The sequence below is a fragment of the Corallococcus macrosporus genome (assembly GCF_017302985.1).
Taxonomy (GTDB): domain Bacteria; phylum Myxococcota; class Myxococcia; order Myxococcales; family Myxococcaceae; genus Corallococcus; species Corallococcus macrosporus_A.
Genome location: NZ_JAFIMU010000015.1, coordinates 34,986 through 51,083, shown reverse-complemented (window position 1 = coordinate 51,083; position 16,098 = coordinate 34,986). Strand labels below are relative to the sequence as shown.

The window sequence follows — 16,098 nt, the reverse complement described above, 5'->3', positions numbered from 1 at the left end:
ACCGACCGCGCGGGAGGCGCGCCGGGCCGGAGGGAGGGTGTTTTTTTCCGCCTGTTGGCGGCGCGGCCTTTTGTGTACCTTGCCCGGAGCCATGCCGACGCCTCCCGAGACCTCCCCTGCACCCGTCACCATCGCCCAGATCAAGGACGAGGCGGAGCTCATGCAGGCCCTCGCCATCCGTGAGGTGGTGTTCATCGAGGAACAGCACGTGCCCGAGGGCATCGAGCGCGACGCCGAGGACGCCCACGCCTACCACGTGCTCGCCATCCAGGGAGGCCACGCCATTGGCACGGGCCGCCTGGTGAAGCTGCCGGAGCCGCCCGCCGGGCAGAGCGGGACGTGGGGCCAGATTGGCCGCATGGCGGTGCTCCAGTCGCACCGCAAGGCCCGCGTGGGTTCGCTGCTCCTCACGTCGCTGGAGGAGGAGGCGCGCCGCCGCAACGTGACGGGCATCATGCTGCACGCCCAGCTCTACGCGCTCGAGTTCTACAAGAAGCACGGCTACCAGCCCGTCGGCGCCGTCTTCGACGAAGCCGGCATCGACCACCTGGAGATGCACAAGCGGCTGTAGTCCCGCCGCCGCCTTTCAGCGCCTCGGAGGACGGGGCGCGGGCGGCTCCGCGTGGCGCGGATCCTCGGGCCACGAGTGCCGCGGGTACTTGCGGCACAGCTCCTTGCGGATCGCCGGGTAGTGACGCTCCCAGAAGCCCGCCAGGTCGGTCGTCACCTGCACGGCGCGCATGTTGGGGGCCAGCAGGTGCAGCACCAGCGGCACGCGGCCCGCGCCCACGCTGGGCCCCTGCGCCATCCCGAAGAAGTCCTGCAGCCGTGACTCCACCCAGGGTGGCTTGTTGGGCTCGTAGTGCACCTTCACGCCGCGCCCGCCGGGCAGGGTGACGCGCTCCGGAGCGTGGTTCGCCAGCAGGCGCTGCTGCTCGGAGGTGAGGCGCGCGTAGAGCGCATCCAGCAGCGACACGCCCTCCAGGTCGGAGAAGCTGCGCGCGCCCACGCACAGGGACGCCAGCGCGTCGCGCATGAAGGCCGCGTCCACGGTGGGGAAGCCCGCCTCGGGGAACGCCTTGCCGAGCAGCTCCACGCGCGTGCGCCACTGCTCCAGCGCCTCGGGCTCCGCGAAGCGCTCCGGGCCCGCGGCGAGCGCCGCCTCGGCCAGCACGCGCGCGGCCTCCTCGGACGGGGGCGCGGGCGTGCGCGTCTCCTCCAGCATGAGGTTGCCGTAGGCCAGCCGCGTGAGGCGCTCCACGCGGCGCGAGTCCGGGTTCCACTGGAGGGTGTCCACCTCCTCCAGCGCGTCCGGGTAGAGGTCCAGCAGCCACTCGGCCTCCACGGCGCTGGCGAGCCGCACGACGGCGCCACGCCCCGGGCGCTCCTCGGCATCCACGGCGACCATCAGCTCCGCGTCCTGGACGACGCTGAACTCGGACAGGCTGGTGGTGCCGCCGCCGAACATGAGCAGCTCGGGGGAGCGGGGCCGCCGCCTGCGGGCCACGCGATCCGGGTAGCCCGCGAGCACGCTGAGCATCAGGGCCTGCTCCACGTCCTCGGGACGTCCGGGCTTCGAGCCCTGCTCGCGCACCGCGCGGCGAAGCTGCTTCTGCACGCGCTCCACGGACTGCACCGCGCCCGCGTCCAGCGACAGCGACTGCATGCGGCCGGACGCGAAGCCGGAACGGCCGGCCTCGCGGAAGCGCTCCAGGAGTTCCAGCAGGTCGGACGGGCCGCTGACCAGCGCCGACGCCCGACCACCGCCGCCCAGGTTGGCGCGGGCCTCGCGGCGGATGTCCCGCTCGCCCATGAGGGCCGCGAGCACGGCGGCATCCGCGCCCACACCCCGGCGCTCGCCCTCGACGATGACGCGGGCCTGTCGCGGGTGGACGGGGAAGCGCAGGAGGCGCTGGCCCACGTCCGTCACCTGGCCCTTCGCGTCCAGCGCGCCCAGCCGGCGCAGCAGCGTCTCCGCGGCCTCCAGGGCGGGAGCGGGGGGCGGCTCGAAGAACGGGAACGCCGTGAGGTCCTTCACGCCGGACGCGCGCAGCGAGAGCACCGTCTCCGCCAGGTCGGTGCGGCGGATCTCCGGAGCCTCCTGATCAGGCCGCCCGTCGAAGTCGTGCTGGGTGTAGAGGCGCACGCAGTGCCCGGCGCGGGTGCGGCCCGCGCGGCCGGCGCGCTGGACGGCGGAGGCACGGCTCACCTTGCCCAGCTTGAGCTGCGGCAGTCCGGACCACGGCGAGTGCGACGCCACGCGCGCAAGCCCGCTGTCGATGACGACCGCGACGCCGTCGATGGTGACGGACGTCTCCGCCACGTTGGTGGACAGGATGATCTTCCGGCGCGAGCTGCGGCGCACGGCGCGGTCCTGCTCGGCGGGAGACAGGTCACCGTGGAGCGGGAGCACGTCCGCGTCGTGGCGCTCGGCGAACTCCGCGCAGGTGTCGCGCGCGCGGCGGATCTCCCCGGCGCCGGGGAGGAACACGAGCACGTCGCCGTCGACGCCCTGGGTGAACAGGCGCTTGAGCGCGGAGAGCACCTGCTGATCCAGGTGCCGCTCATCCGGGGCGGACAGGTACTCGACGCTGACGTCGAAGCGGCGGCCCTCGGAGCGCAGGGAGGGGGCGCCGCCCAGGTACGCGCGGACGGGCTCGGCCTCCAGCGTCGCGGACATCACCACGAGCTTGAGGTCGGGCCGGGCCGTCTCCTGCAGCCGCCTCAGCAGCGCGAGCGAGATGTCCGCGGACAGGTGCCGCTCGTGGAACTCGTCGAGCACGACGATGCCCACGTCGCGCAGGGTGGGGTCGGTGAGCAGGCGTCGCCCGAGCACGCCCTCGGTGACGAAGGACATGCGCGTCTTGGGCCCGCGGACGTCCTCGAAGCGGACCTGGTAGCCCACGGTCTCGCCCACGCGCTCGCCAATCTCCTCGGACACGCGCTGCGCGGCGAGCCGGGTGGGCAGTCGCCGGGGCTGGAGGACGACGATCTCCTTGCCCGAGCCCAGCCCCGCCTCCAGCAGCGCGCGGGGAACGCGGGTCGTCTTGCCCGCGCCAGGAGGCGCCTCCAGCACGAGCGACCGCGAGCTCCGGAGCGTGGAGACGATGTCCGGCAGGAGGGGATCGATGGGAAGGGCGACGTCCGCCATGTCCGGGTTCCTCTTCACGGCGGCAGACTCACCGCGCGTCGGGTCTCAAGGCGTGCCAGCCTCGGACGGATCGGTCTTCTTGCGACGCTTGGGGCGCACGGCCTCCGGAGCACCGGCAGCCGGAGCATCCGAGGGAGCCTCCGCCTGCGCGGTCTCGGGAGCCGGAGCCCCGTTCTTCGGGGGCCGGCCCCGTCGGGGACGCGCCGCGACAGGAGGCTCCGAGGCGACAGGTTCCGGAGCAGCGGGAGCCTCCTCGGATCCACCGGCCGAAGCCTCGACGTCACCCTCGCGAGCCGGAGAGGGTTCCACGTCAGCGGTTTCCTCCAAGGACTCCGCCGGGCCCGCGCCGTCGTCGGAAGCCGCCTCCATCGCGTCATCCCCGGAAGGCTCCGCACCCTCGGCCCCGTCGAACGCATCCTCCTGACCGGAGTCGCCCTCCTCACCGAAGAGGTCGGAAGCGCCTTCCTCGGCGGAGAGCGCGAGCGACTTGCCCGCGCGCTTCCGGGGCTTGAGGGTGAGGCCCGCGGCCTCGAAGACCCCGGGTACGGGAACCAGCGCGGCCTCCGCGAGCAGGCGTCCCTGCCGCAGCGCCACGTCCAGGCGCCGGCCCAGCGACACCAGCGCCTCGCGCAAGGCGGCCTCCTGATCCGGGGGCAGCGGGGTGGGGGACAGGCTCGCGTTCCACGCGGCGAAGGTCGCGGCGACCTGATCCACGACGGGGCGGACCATCGCGAAGTCATCGCGGGAGAAGATGCGGGTGACGTAGGCGCTCTTGAGCCGCCGCTCGTAGGACGTGGCGTACTCGTTGACCAGCTCCACGGGGGCCCGGCGCAGCTGCGGGAACTTGAGGTGCGGGAAGAGGGCCTCGATGACGGGCGCGCGGCTGCTGGCGGTGAAGGTGATGCCCGCGTGCAGCTTCTCCAGCGCATCCACCCAGCGGCCCTGCTGATCGAACGAGAACTCCTCACGGGCCTCGTCGAGCTCGGGCAGGTCCTTCACCTGCTCCAGCAGGCTTCCCGCGGGCTCGCGGGCCTCGCGCAGGCGCTCCAGCGCGGAGGCCAGCCACTGCTTCTCGGCCTCCAGCCCCGGCCGGCCGACGACCATCTCCTCCGCCGTGGCGAGTCGGGCCTCGAAGGCCTCGGCGAAGCGGATCAGCTCATAGGATTCGAGCGTGGACGACATTGCGTGACGACTCCTCGGAGGGGCGGCGGAGATACCACACCTTCACCGTCCGACGAGCAGGGCCTCCATGGCGCCAGGGGCGGAGAAATCCGCGAAGGCCCACTCGGCGCCCGCATCAATCAGCGCCTGGGGCGTGAAGTTGCCCGTGCCCACGCCAATCGTCTCCGCGCCAATGCCCTTGGCGGCCGCGACGTCCTTGGGCGTGTCGCCGATGATCACCACCCGGCACGCCTCCAGGGGGTGGCCCAGCTTCGCCGCACCGGCCTGCGCGCCGTGGCGGATGAGGGCCACGCGGTCCTCGAAGTCGCAGCCGAAGCCGCCGAAGGCGAACTGGTCGTGGATGTTCACGCGGTCCAGCTTCACCTTGGCGCCCGCGCGCACGTTGCCGGTGCCCAGCCCCACCGCGAAGCCCTGCCGCGAGCGCGCCTCCAGCACGGCCTCGCGCATGCCCGGGTGCAGCCGGTACTCGCGCGCATCGACCTTGGGGACCTCCAGGCCCAGCTGCGCGACGTACGCGTCGATGACCGCGCTGATGGCGTCCTCGGTGTCGGCCTGTCCGATGATGCCCAGCCCCTTGCGGACGATGGCCCGGTCCGTCATGCCGGACATGCTGAAGCCGTCGCACGCGTCGCGGCGCCGGTGGAGCTGCTCGAAGGCCAGGCCCATGGCGCGGCGACCGGCACCGCCGGTGGTGACGAGGGTGCCATCGATATCGAAGAGAAGGACGGTGGGGCGCATGGCCTCCCATCTAACGGAAGGCCCCGCCCGACGCGAGCCCCGAGCAATCCACCACGCCCGGCGCCCGGCTCAGGGCTCCGCCAGCGTGAGCCCCTGCTGGAGCGCTTCACGCACCTGGGGGACGTCCTCCAGGGGAAGCCGCTCCTCCAGCACCTCGCGCACCTGCTGACCGCCCAGCCTGCCGAGCGCCTGGGCCACGGCCTCGCGGATCCGCAGGTCGCGGTCCTCCAGCCGGGCCTGCAGCGTCTTCACGGCCTCGAACCCCAGGCGCTGTCCCAGCGCGGCGGCGGCCTGCGAGCGGACATCGGAAGGGCGGTGCGGATCCTCCAGCATCGCCTGGAGCGTCGGTCCCGCCTGCGGAGACTCCACGCGCGCCAGCGCCGTCACGGCCCGCATCCGCTGCGCATCCGGGATGCTCATGTCCTCCGCCAGCGCCGCGAGCACCGGCACGACCTCCGGCCCCAGCCTGCGCCACGCCGCCTCTGGCGCCACGGTCGGTTGCGCGAGCAACCCCAGCGCCTCCGTGCGCAGCGGCCCGGGAGCAACGGCGCTCGGGGACGCGGGAGCGGAAGCCTGGGCCACCGCGGCGGTCGCATGGACCGGAGCCGCCTGGGACACGGGCCCCGCGCCCGCGAGCACGGCGAGCCCCGCCAGCGCCATCCACCGTGGCGTCGTGTGGCGGGAAGTGACCGGCGAGGGACGAACACCGCGGGGGCGGGACGGCTGGCTCGGCATGCGGGGCTCCCGGTGGGGAAGGGGAGCCCTGTTATACGACGGCTGCCGGTCCGGACTCGATAACGCTAAGGTCGGACCATCATGGCCGGACGCGTCTTCTTCTTCCTCCAACACGCCACGTACGAGCCCGCCTATCAGGCGGCCTCCATGGGCATCACCGCCGCCGCGATGGGCGACGACGTCTACTTCGTCTTCGCCTTCGAGGCCCTGCGCCAGCTGGTCCGGGGCGGCTTCGGCCTGGCGCACAGCGAGCGCGAGCGCACCGAGGCGGCCCGGGCCGAGGGGCTCAACGTTCCCACTCCGGCCCGCATGCTGGAGGAGGCCCGCGCCCTGGGCGCGAAGCTCGTGGCCTGCGACACCACGGTCCGCATCTGCGGCTTCTCACCCCAGGAACTGCACGGCACCCTGGACGACGTCATGGGCCTGGCCTCCATCTGGCGGCTGACCGACGGCGCCCGCGTCCTCACGCTGTGAGCGGGCTTCCGGGCTGAGCCCCTCCCTCCAGAAGGAGGGAGATGTCCGACAGGGGGAAACGAACCTGCCCCCCGGGATCGCCTGACGTTGCAACTTGGCAGCATTACCTGAATGGAACCTGCCTGCCGCGAGTCGCTGTAGCCTCGGCGGGCGTCCACGCGTTACGCTGCGGCATTCGCAGTCCGTTGTTCCCCCCTGGAAGGAAATCCTCAAAGCCTATGCGCGCCAAGTCGACCCCCCTGAGCGCACTGCTGGCCGGCATCCTCGGTGTTGCCGTGATGGCCGGCTGTCAGACCTATGACTTCGAGCCGGTGGATCCGCTCGCGATCGCCCAGACGACCGTGGAGTCGGTCATCACCGCTCGCAAGAGCAAGCCGGACGTCATGCTGCTGGTGGACACCTCCGGCTCGATGACGGAGCCGGTCAACAAGGACCTGATCGTCAACGGGCAGCGTGCGTGCGACACCCAGGACGAACTGGGCCGCACCCTGACCTGCGCCGAGCAGTATCCCTGCGACACGTCGAAGTGCCCCACACGCTGGTCGGAACTCCAGGGCGCCATGGGCCCCTTCCTCCAGGAAAGCGGCAAGCTGGTCCGCTTCGGCCTGACCACCTATCCGGCGCCCATCACCACGGAGACGCCGACCGTGAGCCAGTCGTGCGCGGCCGCCTCCACGGGTGAAAGCGTCCGCGCGGTCATCCCGCTCGACCGCGATACGGACGACGCCCTCCAGGAGTACGCGCTCCAGGTCAACGCGAAGCTGCAGGCCATCCCCAACGGAGGAGCGAACCGGCCCAAGGGCGGTACGCCGACGAGTGGAAGCCTGAAGTTCGCGGGCTCGCTGCTGACGCCCAACTCGCAGGATCGCGATCAGATCGTCATCCTGCTGACGGACGGTCTGCCCAACTGCAACGAGTTCAACGAGTACAACGGCAGCATGACGGAGTGCAGCTGCACGCTCCCGTCCGCGTCGCAGTGCTCGCCGCCGCAGAGCCCCTATTACAAGCGGGGTTGCCTGGACAAGAACGCCTCCGTGCAGGAGGTCAATGCGCTGAAGGCCAACGGCATCCGGACCATCGTCATCGGCTTCGGCGCGGAGACGTCCTCGGGCAACGGCCCCGCGGTGCTCAACGAGATGGCGCTCGCGGGCGGCTTCGCGCGTGACTGCAAGGTGGACCTGGACTGCGGCGCCGGCGACACCTGCAACCAGGGCTCTGGCTTCTGCAACCGCGCCTTCTACCAGGCGGGCAACCGGGAGGAGCTGGCCTCCGCGCTGAAGGCCATCAGCGAGGAGCTCGCGACCATTGACCCCTGCTTCATCAAGCTCGATCCGAGCCAGCTGCCGTCCGACGACAAGCTCGTCGTCGTCTACATCGATGGCGAGCGGACGCTCGCGGGCCCCGACACCTGGTCGATGGGGCCGGCCGGCGTGACGTTTACCGGCAGCGCCTGCGCGAAGCTGGAGTCGTCGCGTCCGGAAGACCCCGTCGAAGTCGAAGTGCGCGCCATCCGTCGGCTCTAAGCCGGCAGGCAGGCGGAGGCGGCTTTACGCGGGCGGAGGCGGGGATTATAGGGTCCTCGCCGCCGGTCGCCTCCGCCATGAAAATCACCGTCCTCTCGCGTTCCGCTTCCATCTCGTCCACGCGGCGGATCGTCGAGGCAGGACGCGCGAGGGGACACCGGGTCCGCGTGCTCAACCCGCTCCGGGTGCAGATGCATCTGGACGGGGGCAGCCAGGCGACCCTCCTCTACGACCGCAAGAAGCTCACCCCCACCGACGTCGTCATCCCGCGCATCGCCCTGTCCATCAGCACCTACGGGCTCGCGGTGGTGAACCAGTTCGGTCTGGCGCGCGTGCCCCTGGTGAACCATGCCCAGGCCATCGCGCAGTCGCGTAACAAGATGCGCGCGCTCCAGCTGCTGTCCGCCCACGGCATCGACGTCCCCGCCACGGTGATGGCGCGGGACGCGGCCCACCTCAAGGAGATGGTCGGCCTGGTGGGCGGGGTGCCCGTGCTGGTGAAGCTCCTCCAGGGCCAGGAGAAGCACGGCGTGATGGTCTGCGAGAGCCTCCAGTCGCTGGAGGCCGCGCTCGAGGCGGTGCTCGGCCTGGGGCACAACATCGTCATGCAGGAGTACGTGCGGAGCACCGGTCAGGACGTGCGCGTCCTCGTGGTGGGCGGACAGGCCATCGCCGGGGTGCTGCGCAAGCCGCGTCCCGGCCGCCTCTCGCACACGCTGAACCGGGGCGCCCGGCTGGAGGCCCTGACGCTGTCCCCCGGCCACCGCGCCACCGCGGAGAAGGTCGCCCGGCTCGTGGGCCTGGAGGTGGCCGCCGTGGACATCCTGGACGTCCAGGGCCACCCCAAGGTCTTCGAGGTCAACAGCTCGCCCGCCCTCCTGGAGATGGAGGCCGCGACGGGCATGGACCTGGCCACGCCCATCATCGAGCGCGCAGAGGCCCTCGTCGCCGGCGCCGCCCCCGTCTGGAGCGCCGCCCTGGAGACGCCGCAGGCCCTGCTCCCGCCGCCGGAGCGCAAGGGGACCGTGAAGGTGAACGCGCCACGGAGTTAGAAGAGAAAGCGCTCCCCGACCGTCCGAAGCCCCGGTATACGAACGCCGCCTTCCTGGAGACACCCATGCCCAGCCCCCGCCGCCTCCCGACCCTGGCCCCCCTGCTGCTGACACTGGTCGGAGCGCCGGTGCTGGCCCAGGACGTGGACCCCGCCACCCTCTATGAAGTCACCACCGAGGGGACGTCGACGCAGGTGAAGGCCGGAGGGCAGGGCACGTTCGTGCTCGCCATCAAGTCCAAGCCCGGCGCCCACGTCTCCGACGAGGCCCCCCTGAAGCTGGAGCTGAAGGGCACGCAGCTGACGCCCGCCCAGAAGACGCTGACCCGCGAGCAGTCGGTGGCGAAGAAGGCCGCCGGCCAGCAGTTCGTGGATCCGCGCTTCGAGGTCCCCTTCACCGCGGTGTCCGCCGGCAAGGGCACGCTGGACGCGACGCTGACCTTCTTCATCTGCACGGAGAAGATCTGCGCCCGTCAGAAGAAGACCTTCTCGCTGCCCGTGGAGGTCCAGTAGCCCCCATGCGAGAGCGCTCCCCCAAGCCTTCTGGTGGCGACCGCGGCGGCCACGAAGCCCCGCGCTACGTCCATGGCGTCAATCCCGTGCTGGAGGCCCTTCGCGCCCATCCGGACGCGGTGGAGCGCCTCTTCATCGTCGACGGTCAGGTGGGCGCCAAGGCCGCGGGCGAGCTGCTCAGCCGCGCGCGCGACGCGGGTGTCCGGGTGGAGAAGGTCGGCCGGGAGCGGCTGACCGCCATGGCGGAAGGCGGCGTGCACCAGGGCGTCGTCGCCGAGCTGCGCGGCTTCCAGTACGTCGAACTGGAGGACGTCCTCGACGCGGCGAAGGCCAAGGGGCAGCCCGCGCTCGTCGTCGTGCTCGACGGCATCCAGGATCCGCACAACCTGGGCGCCATCATCCGCTCGGCCCACGCGCTCGGGGCCCACGGCGTCGTCCTGGCCAAGGACCGGGCCGTGCAGGTGACGGGCACGGTGGCCAAGGCCTCCGCGGGCGCCGTCGAGTACTGCCCCATCGCGCGCGTCACCAACATTTCGCGCGCCCTGGAGCAGCTGAAGGAAGCGGGCCTGTGGGTCGCGGCCGCGGACATCGAGGGCGCCGAGCCCCTGTGGAGCGCCCGGCTGGACGGGCCCCTGGCGCTGGTCGTGGGGGCCGAGGGGGCGGGCGTGAGGGAAGGCGTCCTCAAGCACTGCGACTTCCGCCTCCGGATTCCCATGGGAGGTCAGGTCGGTTCACTGAATGCGTCGGTTTCCGCCGCGATTCTGCTATACGAGGTCGCCCGTCAGCGGGGCCGTCCTTCCCGCTGATGACCCCGGATCAATCTCCTTGACTTGGAGAGTGGGGGCTTCTAAAAGGTCGCGCCTCTCAAGTCGCTGCCGAGGGGTTGACGGTCCGCTCGGGATGAGGTAGGGCGGGGCAGTTGCTGGATGGATGCCGGTGTAGCTCAGTCGGTAGAGCAACTGATTTGTAATCAGTAGGTCGCGGGTTCAAATCCCGCCGCCGGCCAGGTAGGACGGGCCGCGGAAAAGGGCCCGAGACGCAGCGGGATGGTGTAGGAAGCAGCGCGCAGCACGACAAGCGAATATCTGGAGAGATGCCCGAGCGGCCAAAGGGAGCAGACTGTAAATCTGCCGGCTCTACGCCTACGGTGGTTCGAATCCACCTCTCTCCACTCGGCAATGCGGGAATAGCTCAGTTGGTAGAGCGTCAGCCTTCCAAGCTGAATGTCGTGGGTTCGAATCCCATTTCCCGCTCCAACCGTTGTAGTGCATCGCCAAGCCCTGATAGCTCAGTTGGCAGAGCGCGTCCTTGGTAAGGACGAGGTCACCAGTTCAATCCTGGTTCAGGGCTCCATTTTTCGAGGAGTGTCATGTCCAAGGAAAAGTTCGATCGCAGCCTGCCCCACGTGAACATCGGAACGATTGGGCACGTGGACCACGGCAAGACGTCGCTGACGGCGGCCATCACGAAGGTGCTGGCGAAGACGGGCGGCGCCACGTTCCTGGCGTACGACCAGATTGACAAGGCGCCGGAAGAGCGTGAGCGCGGCATCACCATCTCCACGGCGCACGTGGAGTACAAGACGAAGAACCGCCACTACGCGCACGTCGACTGCCCGGGGCACGCCGACTACGTGAAGAACATGATTACCGGCGCGGCGCAGATGGACGGCGCCATCCTGGTGGTGTCGGCGGCGGACGGCCCGATGCCCCAGACGCGCGAGCACATCCTCCTGGCCCGCCAGGTGGGCGTGCCCTACATCGTGGTCTTCCTGAACAAGGTGGACCTGCTGGACGACCCGGAGTTGCGTGAGCTCGTCGAGATGGAGGTGCGTGACCTCCTGAAGAAGTACGAGTTCCCCGGCGACACCATCCCCATCGTCCCCGGCTCCGCGGTGAAGGCGCTGGAGGGTGACACCAGCGACATCGGCGAGCCGGCCATCCTGAAGCTGATGGAGGCGGTGGACAGCTACATCCCGACGCCGCAGCGCGCGACGGACAAGCCCTTCCTGATGCCGGTGGAAGACGTCTTCTCCATCGCCGGCCGTGGCACCGTGGCGACGGGCCGCGTGGAGCGCGGTGTCATCAAGGTGGGCGAGGAAGTGGAAGTCGTGGGCCTCCGCGCGACGCAGAAGACGGTGGTGACGGGCGTGGAGATGTTCCGCAAGCTGCTGGACGAGGGCCGCGCGGGCGACAACATCGGCGCGCTGGTCCGTGGCCTCAAGCGCGAGGACATGGAGCGTGGCCAGGTGCTGGCGAAGCCGGGCAGCATCACGCCGCACACGAAGTTCAAGGCGCAGATTTACGTGCTGTCGAAGGAAGAGGGCGGCCGTCACACCCCGTTCTTCAAGGGGTACCGTCCGCAGTTCTACTTCCGCACCACGGACGTGACGGGCACGGTGAAGCTGCCGGACAACGTCGAGATGGTCATGCCGGGCGACAACATCGCCATCGAGGTGGAGCTCATCACCCCGGTCGCGATGGAGAAGGAGCTCCGGTTCGCCGTCCGCGAGGGTGGCCGTACGGTGGGCGCCGGCGTCGTTGCGGAGATCATCGCCTAGTCGGCTTCCCGCCGACCGGCTTTCACGGGCACTGAGTTGCGGAGGGGAGGGCTGCTTTTGTAGCCTTCCCTTCTCGCATCTGGTGAAATGAACCATGCCTAAGGGTAACCGTTCCATCATCTCGCTCGAATGCACCACGTGCAAAGAGCGGAACTACACGACCACGAAGAACAAGCGGAAGAGCCAGGACAAGCTTGAGCTGAGCAAGTTCTGCCCTCGCTGCCGCAAGCACACGGACCACAAGGAAGGCAAGGTCTAGGTCGTCCGTTCCATGAAGGTTTAGGCCAGTAGCTCCAACGGTAGAGCAGCGGTCTCCAAATCCGCGTGTTGGGGGTTCGAATCCCTCCTGGCCTGCCAGCTTCAGTACAGGGACCCCCGGTACCGAGCGGTGCCGGGGGTCCCTGCCTTTTCGCAGTCCCGCTTCCGCAGTCCCTCGTGAGGCACCATGGCGACGGCATCTGAGGCCAGCCAGCAGGCTAACCGCTCGGGCATCGACCCCAAGCGGCTCGTGGTCATCTTCTATCTCGTCGCCGGCATCGTCCTGGCCCTCTTCCTGGAGCACGTCTTCGGGTTGCTCTGGAGCCGGTTCGGCTGGAGCGACGTGGAGCTCTTCGAAGGGCTCGGCTGGCGCGTGTCGACGCTGGTGGGTTACCTGGCGGGCCTGGCCCTGGTGCTGGCGGCCTACTTCCACCCTCGCACGCACGCCCTCTCCATCGACGTGGCGTCCGAGCTCATGAAGGTCACCTGGCCTACCTGGACGGAGACCCGCGCGTCGACCATGGCCGTGGTCGTCGCCTCGCTCGTGGCGGCCGTTCTGCTCTTCTGCATCGACACCGTCGCCTACAACTTGATGGTGGAGTGGCTGCCTGCCCTGTGGGGGAAGCTGTAATGGCGAAGAAATGGTTCACGGTCCAGACCTACTCGAACTACGAGAACCAGGCGAAGAAGAACCTGGAAGAGCAGGTGCGCCTCAAGGGCCTGCAGGACCAGGATCTGATTGGTGAGATCCTCATCCCCATGGAGCAGGTCGTGGAGATGGTGAACGGCGAGAAGAAGACCACCCGCCGCAAGCTCTTTCCGGGCTACATCTTCGTCCAGATGGAGCTCAGCGACACCACCGTCCACCTGGTGAAGAACACCTCCAAGGTGACGGGGTTCCCGGGCGTCGGCCAGAACGAGCAGCCCCGGCCCATGTCGGACCGCGAGGTCGAGCGCCTCACCGCGCAGGTCACCGAGGGCGCCCACAAGGCCAAGCCCAAGGTCCAGTTCGAGACCAGCGACACGGTGCGCGTCATCGACGGCCCGTTCGCCAACTTCAACGGCACCGTGGAAGAGGTCAACCCGGAGAAGGGCCGCGTGCGCGTGCTCGTCAGCATCTTCGGCCGTGCGACCCCCGTGGAGCTCGACTTCATGCAGGTGGAGAAGACCACCGGCTAGTTTCAACAGTCTTCCGCGCCCTTTCCCCGGGCGCGGATCAACGGGTGGGAGGGTCGCCCCGTCTGGCGGCCCGTCGGAACCACCCTCTCGAAAGGCAGCAGTCCGCCGATGAAGAAGGTCACAGGTCAGGTCAAGTTGCAGATCCCCGCCGGCAAGGCGAACCCCGCCCCGCCGATCGGTCCCGCCCTCGGTCAGCAGGGCGTGAACATCATGGAGTTCTGCAAGCAGTTCAACGCCAAGACGCAGGCGGAGGCCAAGGAGGGGCTGATCATCCCGGTGATCATCACCGTGTATCAGGACCGCTCCTTCACCTTCATCCTGAAGACCCCTCCCGCCGCGATCCTCATCAAGAAGGCCGCGGGTCTCCACACGGAGAAGAAGAAGGGTTCGGGCGCGAAGAAGCCGGGCAAGGAGAAGGTGGGGCAGATCACCCGCAAGCAGCTCGAGGAGATCGCCAACAAGAAGATCCAGGACACCACCGCCGCGTCCCTCGAAGCCTGCATGAACACCATTGCCGGCACCGCGCGCTCCATGGGCATCGACGTCGTCGGCTAGCCCGCCCCATCTCTCAAGGATTCCTGCCATGGCTACCAATGGAAAGAAGTTCCGCGCGTCCAACGAGCTGGTGGACCGCAACAAGCGCTACGCCGTCGCCGAGGGCTTCGCGCTGCTGAAGAAGACTGTCGAGACCCGCGCGACGAAGTACGACCAGACGGTCGACGTCGCCATCAACCTGGGCGTGGACCCGAAGCACGCGGACCAGATGGTCCGTGGCGCCGTGGTGCTCCCGCACGGCACCGGCGCCACCGTGCGCGTGGCCGTGTTCGCCAAGGGTGAGCGCGCCACCGAGGCCACCAACGCCGGCGCCGACATCGTGGGTGATGATGACCTGCGCGCGCGCATCGAGGGCGGCTTCCTCGACTTCGACACCGTCATCGCGACGCCGGACATGATGGGCGTGGTCGGCCGCCTCGGTAAGGTGCTCGGTCCCCGTGGCCTCATGCCGAACCCGAAGGTCGGCACGGTGACCATGGACGTCGCCAAGGCCATCCGCGACGCCAAGGGCGGTAAGGTGGATTTCCGCGCCGAGAAGGCCGGTATCGTCCACGCGAAGATGGGCAAGGCCTCCTTCGCCGCGGACAAGCTCGAGGCGAACTTCAACGCGCTGGTGGACTTGGTGATGAAGCTCAAGCCGGCCACCGCCAAGGGCGTGTACCTGAAGGGCATCGCCATCTCGACGACCATGGGGCCGGGCATCAAGCTCGACACCACGGAAATCCTGGCGCGTCACCGCTAGTCGCGGGTGTCAGGACGGGCAGGGAAGGGTGCGCTCCCTGACGGGGAGCGCTGTCCCGTCGCCCGGAGAACATCGGTCCGATAGAAAGTGCTGGATCTTTGCGAAAGCCGGGGGTATAGGCCCCCGGCTTTTGCAATTGGGGCGCCATGTCGAGAGACGCGGCGTTCCGACCTGGTTCATGACAGCAGGGACCTGGAAGGGAGAAGACGCGTCCGTTGGGAACCGGGCAACCGGTCGGGCCGTCCATCCACTCCTGGTTCAAACGACCGCAAGGTCAGCCCTGCCGAGACTGGAGGTGCGGTGTGGTGCCTCTCGGAGGCTCCTCTCTCGCTCTGCCACTTTGGCCCAGGCATCACGCCCGACCGTCAGGTCGGGCCATGAAGGAGGTGAGTCAAGGTGCTGAAGAGCGAGAAGGAAGAGATGATCAAGGACCTTCACGAGAAGTTTGCGCGGACCAAGACCGCGGTGCTCGTGGAGTCCTCCAAGGTGAACGTCGAGACCGTCACCAAGCTCCGTCGCAAGTTCCGCGAGGGCAAGGTCGAGTACAAGGTCATCAAGAACACGCTGGCGCGCCGTGCCGCTCAGGGCACGACCGTCTCCGTGATTTCGGATGACTTCACCGGTCCCGTGGCGCTGTGCATCAGCTACGACGACGAGGTGGCTCCTGCGAAGATCCTGATGGATTTCATCAAGGACATGGAGACCATCAAGGTCCGTAGCGCCGTCGTCGCCGGTAACAAGGTCGACGCCAACGGCGTGAAGGCGCTGGCGAAGCTGCCGGGCCTGAACGAGCTGCGCGGCCAGTTGCTCGGCATGCTCAACCAGCCTGCAGGCAAGCTGGTCCGGACCATCGCCGCTCCCGCGTCGAGCCTCGCGCGCGTCATCCAGGCGCACGCGGACAAGTCGCAGGGGTAGTAATCGTTCCGAGAAGTTTTTCTACCGCAACCTCTTCGGCCGAGCCGCCCAAATGGGTCGCCGGCCGTTAGTCAACCAGAAGGAACAGTTCCATGGCCGATTTGAACGCGATTGCTGAAGAACTCTCGAAGCTCACCGTCCTCGAGGCGGGCGAGCTCGTGAAGATGCTGGAGACCAAGTGGGGCGTTTCCGCCGCCGCCGTGGCCGTTGCCGCGGGCGGTGGTGGTGGCGCTGCCGCCGCCGCTCCTGTCGAGGAGAAGACGGAGTTCAACGTGGTGCTGGCGAACGCCGGCGCCAACAAGATCAACGTCATCAAGGAGATCCGCGCCATCACCGGCCTGGGCCTGAAGGAGGCCAAGGACCTGGTCGAGGGTGCGCCCAAGACGGTCAAGGAAGGCGTCAACAAGGACGACGCCAAGAAGATCAAGGACCAGCTCACCGCGGCTGGCGCCACCGTCGAGATCAAGTAGTTCTGTCCAGGGGCTGCCCTGTTCTTCCGGGAAATCCCGGGCAGCCTGCTGA

Annotated in this window: 18 protein-coding genes and 5 tRNA genes; 19 read left to right on the top strand and 4 right to left on the bottom strand. The window is 69.0% G+C overall.

The window, feature by feature from the left end:
- Window positions 1–91 precede the first annotated feature (91 nt).
- Window positions 92–571: a GNAT family N-acetyltransferase gene (locus JYK02_RS35905; RefSeq protein ID WP_207057469.1), complete on the top strand. Its 480-nt coding sequence runs from the start codon at window positions 92–94 to the stop codon at window positions 569–571.
- A 15-nt stretch (window positions 572–586) separates the two neighbouring features.
- On the opposite strand, the gene hrpB is transcribed toward JYK02_RS35905, so the two are convergent.
- From hrpB to JYK02_RS40635, 4 genes are all read right to left on the bottom strand, one after another.
- Window positions 587–3,151, bottom strand: a complete 2,565-nt coding sequence (hrpB, locus tag JYK02_RS35900; RefSeq protein WP_207057468.1) for an ATP-dependent helicase HrpB — start codon at window positions 3,149–3,151, stop codon at window positions 587–589.
- Window positions 3,152–3,196: 45 nt separating this feature from the next.
- Complete coding sequence (locus tag JYK02_RS35895; protein ID WP_207057467.1) at window positions 3,197–4,333, bottom strand: hypothetical protein; 1,137 nt, start codon at window positions 4,331–4,333, stop codon at window positions 3,197–3,199.
- A 42-nt stretch (window positions 4,334–4,375) separates the two neighbouring features.
- The gene (locus JYK02_RS35890) at window positions 4,376–5,071 is read right to left on the bottom strand and encodes an HAD family hydrolase (protein ID WP_207057466.1); all 696 of its coding nucleotides are present in this window, start codon (window positions 5,069–5,071) and stop codon (window positions 4,376–4,378) included.
- 69 nt (window positions 5,072–5,140) lie between these two features.
- Window positions 5,141–5,731: a HEAT repeat domain-containing protein gene (locus tag JYK02_RS40635; protein ID WP_207057465.1), complete on the bottom strand. Its 591-nt coding sequence runs from the start codon at window positions 5,729–5,731 to the stop codon at window positions 5,141–5,143.
- A gap of 156 nt (window positions 5,732–5,887) precedes the next feature.
- On the opposite strand from JYK02_RS40635, the gene JYK02_RS35880 reads away from it, so the two are divergent.
- The 18 genes from JYK02_RS35880 to rplL all read left to right on the top strand — a co-directional run bounded on the left by JYK02_RS35880 (window position 5,888) and on the right by rplL (window position 16,046).
- Window positions 5,888–6,280 carry a DsrE family protein gene (locus JYK02_RS35880; RefSeq protein WP_207057464.1) on the top strand — a complete coding sequence of 131 codons (393 nt, stop codon included), beginning with the start codon at window positions 5,888–5,890 and terminating at the stop codon, window positions 6,278–6,280.
- Between the two features lie 218 nt (window positions 6,281–6,498).
- On the top strand, window positions 6,499–7,803 hold the full coding sequence (gene cglB, locus JYK02_RS35875) for an adventurous gliding motility lipoprotein CglB (protein WP_207057463.1): 1,305 nt from the start codon (window positions 6,499–6,501) through the stop codon (window positions 7,801–7,803).
- A 77-nt stretch (window positions 7,804–7,880) separates the two neighbouring features.
- On the top strand, window positions 7,881–8,855 hold the full coding sequence (locus tag JYK02_RS35870; RefSeq protein ID WP_207057462.1) for an ATP-grasp domain-containing protein: 975 nt from the start codon (window positions 7,881–7,883) through the stop codon (window positions 8,853–8,855).
- A 65-nt stretch (window positions 8,856–8,920) separates the two neighbouring features.
- Entirely contained in the window at window positions 8,921–9,367 is a 447-nt protein-coding gene (locus JYK02_RS35865) for a hypothetical protein (protein WP_207057461.1), read from the top strand.
- Window positions 9,368–9,372: 5 nt separating this feature from the next.
- Window positions 9,373–10,173, top strand: coding sequence for a 23S rRNA (guanosine(2251)-2'-O)-methyltransferase RlmB (gene rlmB / locus JYK02_RS35860; RefSeq protein ID WP_207057460.1), 801 nt, complete (start codon window positions 9,373–9,375; stop codon window positions 10,171–10,173).
- A gap of 126 nt (window positions 10,174–10,299) precedes the next feature.
- A tRNA-Thr gene (locus JYK02_RS35855) sits at window positions 10,300–10,372 on the top strand.
- Between the two features lie 82 nt (window positions 10,373–10,454).
- Window positions 10,455–10,538: transfer RNA gene (locus JYK02_RS35850), tRNA-Tyr, on the top strand.
- A 9-nt stretch (window positions 10,539–10,547) separates the two neighbouring features.
- Window positions 10,548–10,623 (top strand) — tRNA-Gly (locus JYK02_RS35845).
- A gap of 21 nt (window positions 10,624–10,644) precedes the next feature.
- Window positions 10,645–10,720, top strand: a tRNA-Thr gene (locus JYK02_RS35840).
- Between the two features lie 16 nt (window positions 10,721–10,736).
- On the top strand, window positions 10,737–11,927 hold the full coding sequence (gene tuf, locus JYK02_RS35835; protein ID WP_143901324.1) for an elongation factor Tu: 1,191 nt from the start codon (window positions 10,737–10,739) through the stop codon (window positions 11,925–11,927).
- A gap of 94 nt (window positions 11,928–12,021) precedes the next feature.
- The gene (rpmG, locus tag JYK02_RS35830; protein WP_002617522.1) at window positions 12,022–12,186 is read left to right on the top strand and encodes a 50S ribosomal protein L33; all 165 of its coding nucleotides are present in this window, start codon (window positions 12,022–12,024) and stop codon (window positions 12,184–12,186) included.
- A gap of 22 nt (window positions 12,187–12,208) precedes the next feature.
- Window positions 12,209–12,284 (top strand) — tRNA-Trp (locus JYK02_RS35825).
- A gap of 88 nt (window positions 12,285–12,372) precedes the next feature.
- Entirely contained in the window at window positions 12,373–12,816 is a 444-nt protein-coding gene (gene secE / locus JYK02_RS35820) for a preprotein translocase subunit SecE (protein ID WP_207057459.1), read from the top strand.
- Window positions 12,816–13,364: a transcription termination/antitermination protein NusG gene (gene nusG, locus JYK02_RS35815; protein ID WP_014397772.1), complete on the top strand. Its 549-nt coding sequence runs from the start codon at window positions 12,816–12,818 to the stop codon at window positions 13,362–13,364. The genes secE and nusG overlap by 1 nt, the downstream gene beginning before the upstream one ends.
- Window positions 13,365–13,472: 108 nt before the next feature.
- The gene (gene rplK, locus JYK02_RS35810) at window positions 13,473–13,919 is read left to right on the top strand and encodes a 50S ribosomal protein L11 (RefSeq protein WP_120577859.1); all 447 of its coding nucleotides are present in this window, start codon (window positions 13,473–13,475) and stop codon (window positions 13,917–13,919) included.
- Between the two features lie 28 nt (window positions 13,920–13,947).
- Complete coding sequence (gene rplA / locus JYK02_RS35805; protein ID WP_207057458.1) at window positions 13,948–14,661, top strand: 50S ribosomal protein L1; 714 nt, start codon at window positions 13,948–13,950, stop codon at window positions 14,659–14,661.
- Between the two features lie 396 nt (window positions 14,662–15,057).
- Window positions 15,058–15,576: a 50S ribosomal protein L10 gene (rplJ, locus tag JYK02_RS35800; protein WP_207057457.1), complete on the top strand. Its 519-nt coding sequence runs from the start codon at window positions 15,058–15,060 to the stop codon at window positions 15,574–15,576.
- A gap of 92 nt (window positions 15,577–15,668) precedes the next feature.
- Window positions 15,669–16,046 carry a 50S ribosomal protein L7/L12 gene (rplL, locus tag JYK02_RS35795; protein ID WP_207057456.1) on the top strand — a complete coding sequence of 126 codons (378 nt, stop codon included), beginning with the start codon at window positions 15,669–15,671 and terminating at the stop codon, window positions 16,044–16,046.
- Window positions 16,047–16,098 lie beyond the last annotated feature (52 nt).